Origin of the sequence: Paenibacillus ihuae (assembly GCF_001368795.1) — a bacterium.
Classification (GTDB): domain Bacteria; phylum Bacillota; class Bacilli; order Paenibacillales; family Paenibacillaceae; genus Paenibacillus_AQ; species Paenibacillus_AQ ihuae.
Genome location: NZ_LN831198.1, coordinates 1,698,301 through 1,713,881, shown reverse-complemented (window position 1 = coordinate 1,713,881; position 15,581 = coordinate 1,698,301). Strand labels below are relative to the sequence as shown.

General features: G+C 51.1%; 14 protein-coding genes and 1 tRNA gene. 3 read left to right on the top strand and 12 right to left on the bottom strand.

What is annotated here, in order from left to right; all coding sequences use genetic code 11:
• Positions 1 to 601, bottom strand: a 601-nt coding sequence (locus AQR02_RS33700) for an iron-containing alcohol dehydrogenase (protein ID WP_245237196.1), incomplete at its 3' end; no start/stop codon positions are given.
• A 109-nt stretch (positions 602 to 710) separates the two neighbouring features.
• Positions 711 to 1,157 (bottom strand): MerR family transcriptional regulator, encoded by a 447-nt coding sequence (locus AQR02_RS07595; RefSeq protein ID WP_054940061.1) that lies wholly within the window; start codon positions 1,155 to 1,157, stop codon positions 711 to 713.
• A gap of 193 nt (positions 1,158 to 1,350) precedes the next feature.
• Between AQR02_RS07595 and AQR02_RS07590 the strand changes: the two genes are divergently transcribed.
• Positions 1,351 to 2,202, top strand: coding sequence for an SDR family NAD(P)-dependent oxidoreductase (locus AQR02_RS07590; RefSeq protein ID WP_054940060.1), 852 nt, complete (start codon positions 1,351 to 1,353; stop codon positions 2,200 to 2,202).
• Between the two features lie 77 nt (positions 2,203 to 2,279).
• Here AQR02_RS07590 and AQR02_RS07585 read toward each other — a convergent pair whose 3' ends face one another.
• Positions 2,280 to 3,209, bottom strand: coding sequence for a hypothetical protein (locus AQR02_RS07585; RefSeq protein ID WP_054940059.1), 930 nt, complete (start codon positions 3,207 to 3,209; stop codon positions 2,280 to 2,282).
• A 171-nt stretch (positions 3,210 to 3,380) separates the two neighbouring features.
• Here AQR02_RS07585 and AQR02_RS07580 point away from each other — a divergent pair, with 171 nt between their 5' ends.
• Positions 3,381 to 3,722 carry an HIT family protein gene (locus AQR02_RS07580; protein WP_054940058.1) on the top strand — a complete coding sequence of 114 codons (342 nt, stop codon included), beginning with the start codon at positions 3,381 to 3,383 and terminating at the stop codon, positions 3,720 to 3,722.
• 66 nt (positions 3,723 to 3,788) lie between these two features.
• The gene (locus AQR02_RS07575) at positions 3,789 to 4,640 is read left to right on the top strand and encodes a YihY/virulence factor BrkB family protein (protein WP_054940057.1); all 852 of its coding nucleotides are present in this window, start codon (positions 3,789 to 3,791) and stop codon (positions 4,638 to 4,640) included.
• Here AQR02_RS07575 and AQR02_RS07570 read toward each other — a convergent pair.
• The 9 genes from AQR02_RS07570 to AQR02_RS07530 all read right to left on the bottom strand — a co-directional run bounded on the left by AQR02_RS07570 (position 4,637) and on the right by AQR02_RS07530 (position 15,571).
• Positions 4,637 to 6,037 (bottom strand): FAD-dependent oxidoreductase, encoded by a 1,401-nt coding sequence (locus AQR02_RS07570; RefSeq protein ID WP_082451714.1) that lies wholly within the window; start codon positions 6,035 to 6,037, stop codon positions 4,637 to 4,639. The genes AQR02_RS07575 and AQR02_RS07570 overlap by 4 nt on opposite strands.
• A gap of 354 nt (positions 6,038 to 6,391) precedes the next feature.
• Entirely contained in the window at positions 6,392 to 7,951 is a 1,560-nt protein-coding gene (locus AQR02_RS07565) for an extracellular solute-binding protein (protein ID WP_054940056.1), read from the bottom strand.
• Between the two features lie 33 nt (positions 7,952 to 7,984).
• Entirely contained in the window at positions 7,985 to 8,866 is an 882-nt protein-coding gene (locus AQR02_RS07560) for a carbohydrate ABC transporter permease (protein WP_245237195.1), read from the bottom strand.
• Between the two features lie 13 nt (positions 8,867 to 8,879).
• Positions 8,880 to 9,845 carry an ABC transporter permease gene (locus AQR02_RS07555; RefSeq protein ID WP_408637877.1) on the bottom strand — a complete coding sequence of 322 codons (966 nt, stop codon included), beginning with the start codon at positions 9,843 to 9,845 and terminating at the stop codon, positions 8,880 to 8,882.
• Positions 9,846 to 9,957: 112 nt separating this feature from the next.
• Entirely contained in the window at positions 9,958 to 11,781 is a 1,824-nt protein-coding gene (locus AQR02_RS07550; protein ID WP_054940054.1) for a cache domain-containing sensor histidine kinase, read from the bottom strand.
• 30 nt (positions 11,782 to 11,811) lie between these two features.
• Entirely contained in the window at positions 11,812 to 13,422 is a 1,611-nt protein-coding gene (locus tag AQR02_RS07545) for a response regulator (protein ID WP_054940053.1), read from the bottom strand.
• Positions 13,423 to 13,656: 234 nt separating this feature from the next.
• Positions 13,657 to 14,559, bottom strand: coding sequence for a GNAT family N-acetyltransferase (locus tag AQR02_RS07540; RefSeq protein ID WP_054940052.1), 903 nt, complete (start codon positions 14,557 to 14,559; stop codon positions 13,657 to 13,659).
• Between the two features lie 190 nt (positions 14,560 to 14,749).
• Positions 14,750 to 15,208, bottom strand: a complete 459-nt coding sequence (locus AQR02_RS07535; protein WP_054940051.1) for a MarR family winged helix-turn-helix transcriptional regulator — start codon at positions 15,206 to 15,208, stop codon at positions 14,750 to 14,752.
• 279 nt (positions 15,209 to 15,487) lie between these two features.
• Positions 15,488 to 15,571 (bottom strand) — tRNA-Leu (locus AQR02_RS07530).
• Positions 15,572 to 15,581 lie beyond the last annotated feature (10 nt).

Genomic DNA, 15,581 nt, shown 5'->3' with positions numbered 1-15,581 from the left:
TGGCAGCAATGGAGCTTGTCCCTCCGGCCTCAGTGATAGCCCCCGACTTGCGGCACGCTCTGGCTTCATAAAAGGTGGACAGGGCATCGCCCATGCCTGCTGCCAGCAATCTGGCCGGTGCCTTGGCGATCAGCCCGACATCGGCGATAACGGTATCCGGACTGTGCCGTAAAGACAGATAGCGGTCAAACGTGCCCTCTTCTGTGTACAGCACCGCCACCGCACTGCAGGGTGCATCGGTGGAAGCCACCGTAGGCACGAGGATCACCGGAAGGTTTGCATAATGGCTGACGGCTTTGGCCGTATCCAGTGTTTTGCCCCCTCCTATTCCCAGAATGACCCCCACCGTGTCAAGGTCGAGCCCCGCAACAATTTGATCCACCTGGTTCATACTGCATTCACCCTTGAATTCACGTTCTGTCAGCGGCAGCAACTCCTCTGCGAAGCTGTTTCGGATCTCCTGGCCATAGACGCCAAGAATATACGGGTCAATGATGGCATAAGCCGCCCCGGCTCCCATCTGCGAGCAATAAGCGCCCAGCCTGGCAAGCTCCCCTTCGCCCTGAATATACTTGGACGGGGAATAAGTAATCTGTCTCATCTTGATTTCCTCCTTTTTCCAACCGCTACTTATTGTAAGCAAGAATACGGCAGCGGGCAATTAAAAAAGCCCCAATCCCGGCAGATTGGAGCGCCTGATTCACCAAAATCTATTTTTTCCGGACAGGCATGCGTTTAACATCCCCTGTAAGAGTACAATCCTCATTCCTTTGTTTCTCTACAAAGCTGCCCTCGTTGACCTTGATGTCAATAAAATCTACAATCTGCTGCAAGGAAGCAATCTGTTCCAGGATATTCCGCTTGTGGATCTGGATCTTGTCATATAGCTCCGGATATTCTGACAAATTGGAATCACGCGACAGATTCAGATAAGGACGCATCTCATCCAGCGGCATTCCCGTCTTTTTCAGACAGGATATCAGCTTCATCAGCTCAACATCTCCCTCACTGTATACCCGGTGGCTGTTTTCTTTCCGCTGTGCCCGGGGCAGCAGTCCAATCTTCTCGTAATACCGGATCGTATCCTCCGTAATTCCCGTAAGCTCTGATGCCGCTTTGATGGAGTACCCCGTTGTCATAACAACCGCCTCACTCATCTTGCCACCTCCTGCTTCTTCATTTCTTTATTTTATAACTTGGAGTCAGCTCCAAGTCAAGCTGCTTTTTTATGCAAATCAACGGCTTGACTTGGAGTCGACTCCAAGTTATACAATGAGCGCAATTCACAGATAAGCAACGACAGCAACACAGCCTATCTGGTCTTGATGATAAAGATAAGGAGAGATTAAGATGACTATACAACTTAAACCCGAAACCGCCCTGATCACAGGTGCCAACAACGGCATCGGCCTTGCGCTTACCCGCCGGATGCTTGCCGAGGGCTGGCAGATCGCTGCGCTGATCCGTTCCGCTTTCCCAGCTGATGACGACCAGATCCGTGATGCACTAAGCAATAAGCAGCTGCGGATTTACACAGCAGACCTGTCCGATTATGGCACTCTGCGCACTGCTTTAGATGAGATCAGGCTGAGAGAACCCAAGCTTGATCTGCTGTTCAATAATGCTGGCGGCAGCTTCCCGGAGCTGAGCTATTCCAAACAGGGGCGTGAGATGCATTTCGAGCTGCAGGCTGTTGTCCCGTATATTATCACCATGGAACTGAAGGAGCTGCTGCTTAAGGGGTCTTTGAGGACAGTCATTAATACCTCTTCCAATGCTACACTAAGCCTCAAGAAATTCGACCCTACCCTGCTGGAGCGTCCGGTGGAGTTCAGAAAGCTTTTTGGACCATATGCCACTTCCAAAATGGCTCTGTCCCTATGGACAAAAGAAATCGCTTCGCAGCTGGCAAAAGAAGGAATCATGATCCGCAGCGCCGACCCTGGGGGTAACAATACGATCCGCGGCGGTAAAAAATCCGGCCTTCCCTTCTGGCTGAAGCCGATTATGAAAATGTTCTTTCGGCATCCTAGCTACGGTGCCGGACTGCTGTACAATGCAGCGCTTGGTAAGCATAAGAATGAACCCGGGGTTTTCCTGATCAAGGATGAAATATCCAGGCTTAAATTCGCCGATCAAGGTCCCGCTGTCCTTAATAAAGTTCAGAAGATCTATGAGCGTGAATTTGTTGCAAGCCGCTAATAGCCAAACAAGCAGAGCAGCGTTCCTCCAATGGCGGGAGAACGCTGCTCTGCTTGCTGTTTTCGCGTGAAATGAGTTTAGTCCAGCCGCCCGAATGCACGCAATAACAGCAGCTTCTCAATCGCTGTATGCGCTTTCCACCAGTTCTCACTGACCGCAAAGGCTTGTTCATAGCCGGCCCAGCTCCAGTTCAGGTCCCATAATCCCTCCGGATTCCTGATTTCCAATAGGTAATCCAGTTCCTTCTGAACCAGAGCAGCGTTGTTACTGAACCCTAAGCTTTCCGGAGTTTTGATGAATGCCGAGGGTTTGCAGGTGTATCCGCTCCAGTCTCCGGCATCTCTCTCCAGCAGCACCGTTATTTGCTTCGCTGCAGCTGCATTCAGTTCAGCATAGGCGAACTGTTCCTGCATACCGGCCGCACCCATACACTCAAGCAGTGTAACCATACAGATCAGCGGATGCATTTCGATATGTGGATCCTGCAAAAAAAGCTCCTCAAGCTCTTTGGCGATACTGAAACCCCGTGTATATAGCCTGCTGTTCCTGTCCGCAAAGCGCAGAATGAATCCTGCCAGGATTGCCGTAGGGTTAAACACGCTGCGGGCTGTGCTGTCCGAGTCCGTATGCCACCAAGGCGCATGAGGATAATCATTATTCGAATCAATAACATTCCGCCACATGTTTCCGTCCATCTCGGCTCCGCTGTCCAGAAATTTCAATATGCCTTGCACGACCGGGTGATTGTTATCTTGAAAATGGACCTCAAGCAGTCTCTCCACCGCTGTACCCGTCTGTATTGGTGAAGAATGCGGATTCCATGCGTCCGCTTCCAAGGCATGTCCAAACCCGCCGTCCTCATTCTGGTAAGCCGCCAATGCTTCCAGTACAGCCGGCAGATCCCCCTCTTCGAAATGATATTTCCACCGCGCTAGATCCAGCGGACGGGCGTTGCGGTAAATCCAGTTTTTGATCACCTTATAATCCTCGGGTTCCAGCTTCTTCATAACATTCCCCTTTTCCAGTTATAGGCTTCACACGCATCTTCATACCCTGAATTTAACCGGACTGTCCACAGAAAAGCTGTGAGGTCCTTCATTTCCCAGAAGAAACATTTGAAGGATATTGGAAGACGGAAAACCAAGAAGGTACAACTATCTTTTTAAGGAGGACTAGCTTTGAGCGAAGATTTTTATTGCGAGCAAGTACTGAACGGTAAAACAGCTATAGATAAAGTCCTGGAAACAGACAACGTATTGGCTTATCATCATACCAGACCTTTTTATCCGGTCCATATTGTAGCTATTCCCAAGAAGCATATCGCCTCCTTGCTAACTTTGGAACAATGCGACAATGAACTCTTGCTGGAACTTCTCGATGTCATTCAAAAAGTAGCGGCCATGGTAACAGAACAGCACGGAGCTTGCAGAGTGTCTACCAACCTGGGCAATTATCAGGATTCCAAGCATCTTCACTGGCATATTAGCTATGGGGATCCACTTGTCCAAAATGTCCGCTGAATTTAGGTTAATAATAATATTAAAGACAGGCTGGTGCATATTATAGAAGAAGCTGAGGAGGGAATTATGAAGAAGAATGCGGCCGGGGTGTACTCTTTTCTAAAAGAACTGTTCCAAAAAATAAAAAACGATGATGTACAGGGGATTAGTGCGCAATTAACCTATTATCTTATTCTCTCCCTGTTTCCGTTTCTGATCTTTATTATGACACTCATCGGATATGCCAATATTTCCCTGGAGGATAAAATCCAGCAACTGGAGCAAATTATGCCGGTGGAAGCCGTCTCCATTATTGAAGAGATTCTGCAGGATGTCTCCGAGGGGCGGAGCCAGGCCTTACTGTCCTTCGGGATGCTGGCTACTCTGTGGGCTGCTTCCAAAGGTGTGGGCGCGATCATCAAGGGGCTGAACCGCGCCTATGATATTGATGAGAGCAGGGTGTTTTGGAAAATTAGGGGGATTGCCTTCCTCGCCACCCTGTTCATCGGCTTTGTGGTGCTGCTCAGCATTCTGCTGCTCGTTCTCGGCAGCTGGCTGAAGACACAGGTATTTTTACTGGCTGATCTGCCTTATGGTCTGCAAAAGCTCTGGGATCTGCTGCAATATACCGTTCCTCTCTTCGTGATGTTCGTGGTGTTCACCCTGCTCTACTGGATTGCCCCCAGCCGGCGTCTGCGGCTAAGGGAAGTGATGCCGGGAGCCTTCTTCTCCACGATTGGCTGGATCACTACCTCGGTGCTGTTCTCCGTATATGTCAACCAGTTCAGCGATTTCACCAAAACCTACGGAAGTCTTGGCGGTGTAATGATCCTGCTGATCTGGCTGTATATCAGCTCCATCATCATTCTGGCCGGCGGAGAGATCAACGCCATTCTGCGAAACCGCCGGACCAGAGTGCATACACCCACACTTCCTTAGTGATATTTAAAAGCCCCATTCTGCGTTTGATCAGCAGACTCTCCGGCTTGTACCACCGGTGGATCGGGCAGATAGGCACCCTCCTCCTTCAGCCGTCTGCGCAGGATCTGAACATCGACAGTATGGACATCATGACCCGGAAGCTGTGCGGCCAGCGCTGCAGCAATTCCCGCCGCTTCACCCATAGCCAGGCAGACCGGCATCACCCGGACACTGCCCTGGACCTCGCGCACTACAGAGATGGAGCGTCCGGCTACCAGTACATTTTGCAGGGAGCGGGGAGTCAGGCAGCGGTAGGGAATACCATGGGATTCACCGGGGCCGTACCGTTTTATTACCTCCGGCTTGCCTCCGGCCTGCTTCTCTTCTTTTTCCGTTCCATGGATATCAATAAAGTAACTGTTGCGGCAGATCTCGTCCTCGAAGCTGCGGCGGTTCACATAATCATCGACACTAAGAACATAATCGCCGGTGATCCGCCGCGTCTCCCGTACACCCATAAGTGAACCTGTACTGGCTACAAAGGCACTGCCAAAGGAAGCCGGCATAAATTCCGCAAGCGCATCCCGGTAGACGGCCGCCAGCTTTCTGCCCTGCATCAGCGCAGCCGATACCGAGTAAGCATCCGTATTATCCACATCCCATAAATGGCCGGCGTTAAAACCTACCGTGCGCGGTGCGATTATATTGTTGCAGATATGCGAGTCCGGAATCTGCGGATATTTGCCTGACCGGAGGATATCAAAGATGGGACTCTGCTTATTATTGTTGTGCAGAAGCGGACCGTTCAGATAAGCATACTCATCCACATTGCCCAGATTGAAGCAGTGTGTAGCCGGCATCAGGTCACCGGTCGCTGTATCGCCCTTGAGGTACTCCGCCCCTGCCCAGGCTGCAACATCGGCATCGCCCGTGCAATCAATGTAAACCTTGGCCTGAAGTGCCTGAAGTCCGCTTTTGCTGGCCGTAATCAGGGCGGTAACTCTGCCCTCCGGCTCTGTTTCCACTGAGCCCAGCAGCGTGTTAAATAATACAGTCACTCCTGCCTCCTGGACCAGATCATCGTAGATCACCTTCAGCTTCTCCGGTTCAATCGGCACCCAGTCCATCGCGTCCTTAGCCACATGCGGCATCTGCGCCTTCAGCGCCTCGAACACTCTCATGGCCAGCCCTCTGTAGATAATCTGCTCCATATCTGAGAAAGGACACCAGGCCGGCACAAGCCCCGAGGTGCCCATCCCGCCCAGGCTTCCCGTCGCTTCGATCAGCAGCGTTCTCGCACCTTCCCGCGCAGCTGCGGCTGCTGCTGTACAACCGGCCGGCCCGCCTCCGACAACAATGACATCCCAATCATCCTGAAGCGGAACCTCGCTGATCCGCATCCGGTAGGTTTTCATTTGATCTCCTCCTGCTATATAAGACGAGTTTGGGGCTGTACATAGGGTATATCAAAATTGAACTGTTGATTTTTCTATTATGTGATGGGCCGTGACTCCAGAGAATATTTGGACTTCCGGCCGCTGCCCTTCTGCAGATTTCTTGATTATATACCGCTGTTCGCGGTGGAAATCCGCAGACTGCCTATGCTTCCGAAGCGAGCTTTCCTGCGGAAAGCTTTCAGGCGGACTCTTCCGCTCCTACAGTTCCAAAATCCCCTTCCGCCACTCTTCACAAATATACTTTTTCAAGTTCATTCTATACAGTTATGCCAGTTCCCAAGTTCATCTTATATTTCTCTTTTTACTTGCCTGCTATTTACCGCTGGCTGCGTACCAATCGTTAACCTCGTTGTAGCTGGCTTCTCCGCCGGCTGCTTTGTACTTATCGGCAAAAGCGTCCACGGCATCCGGAGATTCCTCACCGACAATCACCTTTACGGCAAAATCATTGATCATCTGATTCAGCGAAGCGTTGTTCTTAGAATATTCAGGAAGCGACGGCGCCAGTGCAAGCGGATCGGAAATCCGCGCTTCAGCAGGCAGTTCATTGTTCAGATACGAGAAGCCTGCGAACAAGCGTGCATCCTTCTGGACACGGGCCTGCCAGTAGATCGGGTAGAGCTTCTCATCAATACCAGTAAGATAGTTGCTGGCATTGCCCCGTTCATCTGTGAACAGCGGCAGGATCGGGCTGTAGATACCGTCTTTATACGTATGATGTTTGCCTTCTTCCCCGATGGCGATCAGCTTGAAGGTGTCTTTATCCAGCTTGTCATTGATCCACTTGATGGCATCCTCGGGGTGTTTGGCAGATTTCGGAATAAAGGTCAGGCGGTCAAAGCCTCCGCTCATGCCAAGGCCCATTTGCCCGTCTTTACCCTTCAAGGCCGGAAGATATACAAACTTGGCATCCGGGAAATTGGCGTTCAGGGCATCGGCAACGCTCGGAATATCATACCAGGGCAGCTGAATAACACCGATTTTGCCGCTGGTGAATTTCTCCTTCAGGGTAGCATCCTTGTTGACGGCAAATTCCTTGTCTAGCAGACCCTGCTTATACAGGTCAGCCATATACGTGAGATATTCCTTGAAGCCCGGGTGCAGCGGCGGCGGTACCAGCTTGCCGTCTAGCTTATTCCAGCTGGTGCCGATGCCGAAAGCGCCGGTAATATTGGCTGTCGTTGCCAGGCCGCCGTCAATTGACATCGGAGCGCCGCTGCTGCCGTTGCCGCCGGGATCCTTTTCCTTGAACGCTTTCAATACTTCTGTGAATTCGTCCAGGGTGGTAGGTGTTTTCAGGCCCAGCTTGTCGAGCCAATCCTGGCGGATCATCAGGTCGGCGCCGGCAAATTGCGAGGAGCTGTTCGGGATGGCGAAGATTTTGCCGTCTACTTTCACCGCATCGAAGGAGGCTTCAGAGATGGACGCCTTAATATTCGGGCCATATTCTTCAATGAGCGGGGTCAAATCGACCAGCGCCCCCATTTTTGCGTAATCCGTGTAAACGGCCTTTTCACCGGAAATAGTAATGACATCGTAGGGTTCGCCGGACGAGATCAGCAGGTTCAGCTTATCCATCGCTTTGTCGGCGGGCAGCATTTCATATTTCACTTTGTACCCCGTCTTCTCTTCGATGACCTTGGCAAGCGGATACGTATTATAATCATCCTTCGACCACAAATTGAGCGATTTCAATTCAGGTTTAGTCGTGTCTTTTGTTGGCGCGGTAGTGGCGGCAGCACTCGCCGGAGCCTTAGTCGCCTCTGCAGCTTCCTTATTTCCGTTACCATTGTTACCCGATGAGCCACAGCCAGCAGCTGCCAGCAGCAGTCCGGTGCAGAGCAGAAGAGACCAGCCTTTTGTATATTTCATACGTATAACCCTCCTCAAATATTGGATCACGGCTCAGCCTTTGACGGAGCCGATGAGCACGCCCTTAATGAAATACTTCTGCAGGAACGGATACACAAACAGGATGGGCACCGTCGAAGCAACTACTGTTGCCGCACGGATTCCTTCGGGAGACATGTTCATGAGATCATCCACACTTTTGTTCACGGCATTCGCTGCACTGGCATCCATCACTACGTCCTGCAGATAGAGCTGCAGCGTCTTAAGCGCCGTATCATTGATATAGATCATCGGGCCAAAATAATCATTCCAGAACCCGACCGCATAGAACAAGGCGATCGTTGCAATGACCGGCATGCTAAGCGGCAGAATAATCCGGAACAGAATCGTGTAGGTTTTGGCCCCGTCGATCCGTGCCGACTCTTCGAGTGCTTCAGGCAGGCTTTCGTAATAGCTCTTGATCACCAGCAGATTGAACACACTGATCATTCCCGGCAAAATCAGAACCCAAAGATTGTTGATCAGGTGCAGCTGCCGCATCAGCAGGTAGTTTGGGATCAGCCCCCCGCTGAAGAGCATGGTGAAAATAAACAGCACCATAATAAACGGAATGCCCGGCAGGCGCTTCGATAACGGGTACGCGGTTAGCGCAGTCATGAGGATAGAGATTACGGTTCCGACTACAGTAACGCCTACCGAGACTCCGAAGGCCCGGATGAATGTTGAGGAGGAGATGACCTCCTTCATCGTATCCAGCTGGAAGCCTACAGGCAGGATGCCTACCTTCCCGGAGGTGATCGCCCATTCCGCACTGATAGCCTTCGATAGCACGTTGATAAGCGGCAGCAGCATGATGACACCCAGGAGAATCAGGAAGAAATAAACAGCCGTGTCCAGCACCAGATCGCCCTTGGTTCGTTTCGTCAATCTTTCCACTCTCCCTTCCCGCTCACCAGATACCGCGCTTCAGCAGCTTCCGGCTGATATAGTTGCCTGAGATAATCAGGATAAAACCGACAACCGAGTTGAACAGACCGACGGCAGTGCTGAAGCTGTAATCCATTTTGCCAAGGCCGATGCGGTACACGAAGGTCCCGATGACATCAGCGGTTTCATAGACAACCGGATTGTACATGGTGAGAATCTGCTCTGTCCCTGCATCCAGTACCGAACCGAGGCGGAGAATGAACATCAGCACAACGGTAGGCAGGATACCCGGGAGCGATATATGGAGCATTCTGCGGATTCTCCCCGCCCCGTCAATGGCAGCGGCTTCATATTGCTCCTGGTCAATTCCGGCGATGGCGGCAATAAACACAATGGCATTCCAGCCCGTCTCCTTCCATCCTGCCGTGAACACAACCAGACTGCGGAAATACTCGTTGCTGACAAAAAAACTGATGGGCTCGCCGCCGAACGACTGGATGATATTGTTGACCAGCCCCCCGGAGGTCGATAGAATGGTCACGAATAACCCCGAGATAATCACCCACGAGAGAAAATGCGGCAAATAAATGATCGTCTGGATCGTCCGCTTAAAGAACATCAGCCTGACCTCGTTCAGCACCAGTGCGATAAAAATCGGAAACGGAAACAGCAGCACAATTTTATACACACTGATCAGCAGAGTATTCATGAAAACCCTTCCAAATTCCTCCGACTGGATCAGCTTATGAAATTGCTCAAGCCCGACCCATTCACTGCCTCTGATCCCCTCAAAAATATTAAAATCCTGAAACGCAATCAGTACGCCGTAGAGCGGTGTATATTTGAAGAGCAGCAGAAACAGGAGTCCTGGAATCAGCAGTACATAATAATCCCTGTTTCTCCAGGCCAGCCTCCACTTGCTTACTGAACGGGTCCTGGCCCTCTTGACATTATTCTTCCGCTTCAAATCCGTGACACCTGTGCCCAAGTTACTCACCTCCACCTGGTTTATGAGATGATTATACGAGTTCATCCAGGTGGTATTGTAGGTGGTAATCCGATTATTTCTGGTCTCTGACGACTGTATATTCCGCGTGGCCTCACTCTGATGTAACCGCTTTAATTCTTACCGTGACGACCGTCCCTTTTCCGGGTTCCGAATCGATGGACAATCCGTAGCGGTTGCCGGCAAAATAACGGATTCGCTCGTTGACATTATAGAGGCCAAAGGAGCCGGACGAACCGTTATCCTGCTTCTCCAAGGAAGGCTCGCGCAGCAGACGCTGCCCCTGTTCAGGGCTCATGCCGATGCCGTCATCAGAGACGGTGAGCACAACGGTATCCTGCTCCAGCCGGGCAGCAATGGTGATCGTTCCCTGTTTATTTTTGGTTTTACGGATACCGTGAAGCAGTGCATTCTCCACCAGCGGCTGAAGGGTAAGCTTGGGAATGATATATGGCGCAAGTCCCGGCCCGGCCTCAATGGTGAACGTAAAGGTAGACGGAAAACGGTTCTGCTGAATCTCCAAAAAGACTTTGGCTAGCTCCAGCTCATCGCTAATGCTAACATTATCACGCCCTTTATTGAGGCTGAGCCGGAAATAATGCGCCAGCGCTTCAATCATCTGGCTGGTATCCTCCGCATCATGCGAAATGGCCGACCAGTTAATCATATCGAGGGCATTGTACAGAAAATGGGGATTAATCTGCGCCTGAAGCGTCCGGAGCTGGGCCTCCCGTTCCTGCATTTTGGCCTGATACGACTCCTCCATCAGATTGTTGACTTTATGAATCAGATGATCCACGCTGCGTTCCAGCAGACGGAAATCCCCGTCCGGCATGGAGCGGCGCTCTTCCAGCCATCCGATCCCTTCCTTGCGGATCATCTTCAGGATCATCTGCACCCTGTGCTGCATGCTTTGGGTCATGAACATCAGCAGGACAAAAGAGAGGACCAGAAAAGGAATGGTGATCCCCGCGAGAGTGGCTATACTGGTAAACTGGTTCAGCGCCGTAGCCCGGTGCGAAATTTCGGACTGGGCTACCCTGGCCACCAGCTTCCACCCGGACGGACCGATGGTGGTATACATTACGTTTACAGCTTTGCGGCCGTCTTTACTCTGCTGAATGCCTTCCTCCGAGTGCCGGATCGTATCCAGCAGCTCCGCTGGCAGCATTGAGGCTGACGAAGCCGGATCAGCGTCCGCTTCGACAGAACTATAGATGACATTTCCCGAACCGTCCAGCAGATAAGGAGCATAGGTATCCGAGAAATGAAGCTCCGACAGAATCTCACCGATCAGCTCTTCGGAAACATCCATAACCAGAACGCCGACAATCTCTTCATAATTCTGCGGATTGCGCAGCATTCGGGCTACCGAGAAGATTTTTTTGACCCCTATATCGTTATAGCTCTCCTGATACACCCCGGTCCAGACCATGCCTCCGCCCGCTTCCATCACAGCTGTGTACCATGGATATTGCTTAATGTCGTTCAATTTGTATAGATTCACTCTGTCTCCTGCATACAGCCGGGAAGGGTCTACAAAAAAACGCGTCCGGAAAATATCCCCGTTCTCCCTGGCGGTCTCAGCCAGATTACGCAGCTCCTTGATCTGTTTGAGCTGGTCAGTGATGCTGCTTCGCCGCTGGAGATTCTCATACAGGATCTGATTCATAAAAACAGAGTTGCTGCTGTCACGGATATGTTCCAGTTTATAGGTTAAATTCAGCCCCGCCTGCTTCAAGGTTAGCTGCATGGTACGGGTGACCTCCTCTTCCAGGATCCTGTTGGAACGCGTATAAAAGGAAGCCAGCAGAATGGAGACAGGCAGCAGAATGAGCAGGATGTATGCCAGCAGCCATTTTCGTGCCGCCAGAATCCCCTGGAGAAGGCCTTTCAGATAATTCCAGCCAAACTGCATAGTACTCTCCCTTCCTTCCGTTGCACGAATCTAATGGTGCTGCTCCCGGTAGGCGCTTGGTGTAAAGCCGGTCATTTTTTTGAACAGCTTGCTGAAATGGCTGGGATCGGTATAGCCTACCGCATAACAGACCTCATAAAATTTGTTCTGGGGGTCACCCAGCAGCTGCTTGGCCTTCTCGATCCTAACCTTGGTTAAGTACTCGAACAGCGTTTCTCCTGTCTCCTGCTTGAACAGCAGCCTGACATAAGTGGGACTGAGATATACCCCGGCTGCGATATCAGCTACGGTCAAATTCTCGGCATAACGCGCCTCGATCAGGCGGCGGACCCGCGCAATTGTCTCATTCGCTTTACCGCTCCGCTTGACCTGCACGAATTCACAGACCTGCTGCAAATACGTCTCTGTAAATATCAGCAGATCCTGCATTGTCTCCTGCCGGGCCACCGCTTTCCAGGCCGCCAGCTCCCGCTGCTCCCACTCTGCCGTCATCCCGTTCAGCTCCAGCAGCACCTGGCCGGATTGCAGAATCAGATGCAGACTGACGTTCTGCGCATAACGCGGACCCTGCCCGCGGTTTTTCTCCAGCAGGCCGAACATTTCAGCTAGCTCTGCATGCAGGCGGCTGCTATCCCCAGACTTGATCGAAGTCAGCACCCGTTCCCCCCATTCCGGCTCAAACCGGTAGCGGAGATTCTCCGCGGATTCGATGTTATCCATGGTGAGAATCCGGTTTTTACCCAGGTACCATTTCTGGTCAGCGGCTCCCCGGGCCTGCCTATAGGATGCCGGCAGCTCGGAAAGGCTTCTTACCCCCTCACCGACTCCGATGGTCACACTCAGCTTCAGCCACTTCCGCAGGTTATCCCGTATCAATTCCGCCAGCTGCAGCAGATCATCTTCTGAGAACCGCTGGCCGGGCAGGAGAATACCGACATACTCACCCGGCTCTTTTTCAAAAGTAACTCCCCGCATCTGTTCATCTATAATTTCCTGAATAATATTCAACACGGTATACGATAACAGCTGCTTATCCTGCTCGGTGCGGACATCCATCACCAGCGGCACATCATCAATTACAATGGCCATAATAATATAACTGTCCGCTGCAAGGCTCTGCAGCCCCAGAAAGACCAGCTTGTCATGAACCCGTTCCGGATGGATGTTGTCACTGATCACAGACAGCAGAAATTTCTCACGAAGTAACGGCATGCTCTGCGTCAGCTTAACCTGCATATCCTTCACCAGCTGCCGCTCCCTCCGCTCCTCATCCAGCGCTGCTGTCACTTTGCCCATCACCACCGATAATTCTTTACGGCTCACCGGCTTAAAAATATAATCCGCCGCATGCATCTGCAGCGCTGACCGCAGATATTCGGCATCATTATGCCCGCTGATGAACACAATTTTGGTGTCCGGAAGCAGTGCACGGACCTCCGCCGCCATTGCGATCCCATCCATAGCCGGCATCTGCACATCAGTCAGCACGATATCGGGCCTAAGTTCACTTATTAGCGCAAGTCCTGTATCCCCGTCGTCAGCAGTGCCTATCAGCTCGATTCCCTGCCCGGCCCAATCGACATAGGTGCGCAGCCCGTTTATCACCGACGGCTCATCATCCACAATAACCAGCGTTTTCATAGGCATATTCCTTTCGATTCAAAAAATTAACCAAATTAAATATCATTATGTAAAAATTTTCTACGCAGAACGAAATTATCCTGCTTTTTATTGTAATAATGAAAATGGGATGAAGAGCTGCGAAGGCTGCCATTGCCCATAATCTGCTGAAGCAAGCAACAATGGACCAAAAACGAAGAGCAACGATTCTCCGGTAATGGGAAAATCGCTGCTCTGCTCACGTATAGTGTTTTGCTATTGCACCGTCAAATCATATTTGTAACAGGCTGCTGCCTCCACCTGCTTGAAGCCTTCACCGGTGTATAACGCTTGTGCCCGTTCATTCTCCGCATTCACACACAGGATGCTGCGGGTATAGCCCTTGTTTCTTGAGAGATGCAGCGCTGCTCTAAGCAGAACTCGACCGAGTCCTTTGCCCTGATATTCAGGCAGGAGCGCCACCGGTCCAATATTCATAATCGGCGCATCATTGTACTCATCATCAGCCCCGCGCACAATCCCGACAGCCTTGCCGCCGTGATACAGCAGCAGCATTCCGCCCTCGATATAATCGGCTCCGGCAATCATGGAACTCACCATATCCGGAGTTGCCGGCGTCTCACTCCCCTTAAGCTTAGCGAAGCCCGCATTTCTGACCTCACACCAGACGGCTTCATCGGCTCCGGGCCGGAAAGGCCTTAGCTCATACTCCTCCGGAATACTGATTTCAGGCAGTACTTCCTCGTCCCGGACAAGCAGATAGGAGTATCTTTCGACCGTAAACCCCGCCGCTGTAAGCTTATCCATATCTCCCGTATTTACCGTTGGAACAAAAATATTCACCTTATCCAGCCCTGCTGTATGCTGAAGAACCGCTTGCAGCAGCTCCCGGTATACTGCCGGGTCATCCGTTTCCGCATGCAGAATACGGAACCGGGCTTTCCGGCCTCTGCGGCTGTAATCATTAAGTATCAGCGAAGCCGCTCCAGCGACTGTCCCTTGCGGATTCAGCGCAATGTAAGTAGGATTCTCAGCATTAGGCTCATATTCCGCAAGGTCCTCTTCATACAAAAAAGAATCATCCAGCTCATTCCGGTGTTTCCGGCAGAAGTTCAGGAACTCTTCTTTCCGAACCTCATCCAATTTTTCTATAATCAACAGACATCCCCCTATCCGAATAAAACACACCTGAATTCATTACCATAGGCCCTCTAAGCTATTCGCTCCATCATTTTACCAGAGTATGGAATCTCCCGGCTATAGCTGAACTGGATGGACTATACGCATCTGAGCGGCGGCCGGATCAGATTACACCCAAGGAACGGAATAGAGACGAATAGAGTTCCGGCTAACCCTCCAAGCCGTTAAACTTTCTAAGCAGTCCAATAAATTCATGCAGCTGCTTGTCTTCCCAGCCGGCAATCCGCTCATAAAATAAAGATCCCTTTTCTTTAAGCGCTTCAACCGTCATTTGCTGCCCATGCTCAGTCAATGACAAAAGAATAGCCCGGCCATCCTCAGGAGAGGCCTCTCTGCGCACATAACCCAAAGATTCCAGTTGTTTGATCAACCGGCTGACCGAGCTGCGGTCCATGGCCGTAGAATCCGCCAGCACAGCAGCACTGGCCGGCCCGTAAGCGTACAGCCAGCGGATTAGATGAAATGCAGCAGGCTGTAAGGAAGCATCGAAGCGGGCTGCGGCTCTGACATTTATGGCATGCGAAGCGCTGAGCAGTGCATTCAGCTGCTCTCCTAGTGCATTTTCAAGCTGCTCCCTTGGAGCATTTTCTGAAGTGTTTCTCTGCAATTTCCTCACCTTTCTTTTTCTAGGAACAAAATTAAATTTATAATTTAATTGATATATATCAATCATATCTATATAACTGACATATATCAATCTTATTCATTTACTTCGAAAACGAATTGTTTCACACAAAGGAGATCGAACTCATGTCTGCAGATCCATCGGCAGTCATCACCCGTCTCTTGGAACGCAATACGGGGATAGGAGTTTAATTTCAAACATACAAAAAAGGCACGTATAACACCGAAAGGGTGACTATACGTGCCTTTATTGAATTCATGATGCGGTCGAGAGGACTCGAACCTCCACGATATTGCTACCACACGGACCTGAACCGTGCGCGTCTGCCAATTCCGCCACGACCGCATATTATGTT

Bases quoted from the DNA above. Each gene is read 5' to 3' on its own strand.
- AQR02_RS07545 (WP_054940053.1), bottom strand. From the start codon at position 13,422: ATGAAAACGCTGGTTATTGTGGATGATGAGCCGTCGGTGATAAACGGG.
- AQR02_RS07590 (WP_054940060.1), top strand. From the start codon at position 1,351: ATGACTATACAACTTAAACCCGAAACCGCCCTGATCACAGGTGCCAAC.
- AQR02_RS07565 (WP_054940056.1), bottom strand. From the start codon at position 7,951: ATGAAATATACAAAAGGCTGGTCTCTTCTGCTCTGCACCGGACTGCTG.
- AQR02_RS07595 (WP_054940061.1), bottom strand. From the start codon at position 1,157: ATGAGTGAGGCGGTTGTTATGACAACGGGGTACTCCATCAAAGCGGCA.
- AQR02_RS07575 (WP_054940057.1), top strand. From the start codon at position 3,789: ATGAAGAAGAATGCGGCCGGGGTGTACTCTTTTCTAAAAGAACTGTTC.
- AQR02_RS07570 (WP_082451714.1), bottom strand. From the start codon at position 6,037: ATGAAAACCTACCGGATGCGGATCAGCGAGGTTCCGCTTCAGGATGAT.
- AQR02_RS07585 (WP_054940059.1), bottom strand. From the start codon at position 3,209: ATGAAGAAGCTGGAACCCGAGGATTATAAGGTGATCAAAAACTGGATT.
- AQR02_RS07550 (WP_054940054.1), bottom strand. From the start codon at position 11,781: ATGCAGTTTGGCTGGAATTATCTGAAAGGCCTTCTCCAGGGGATTCTG.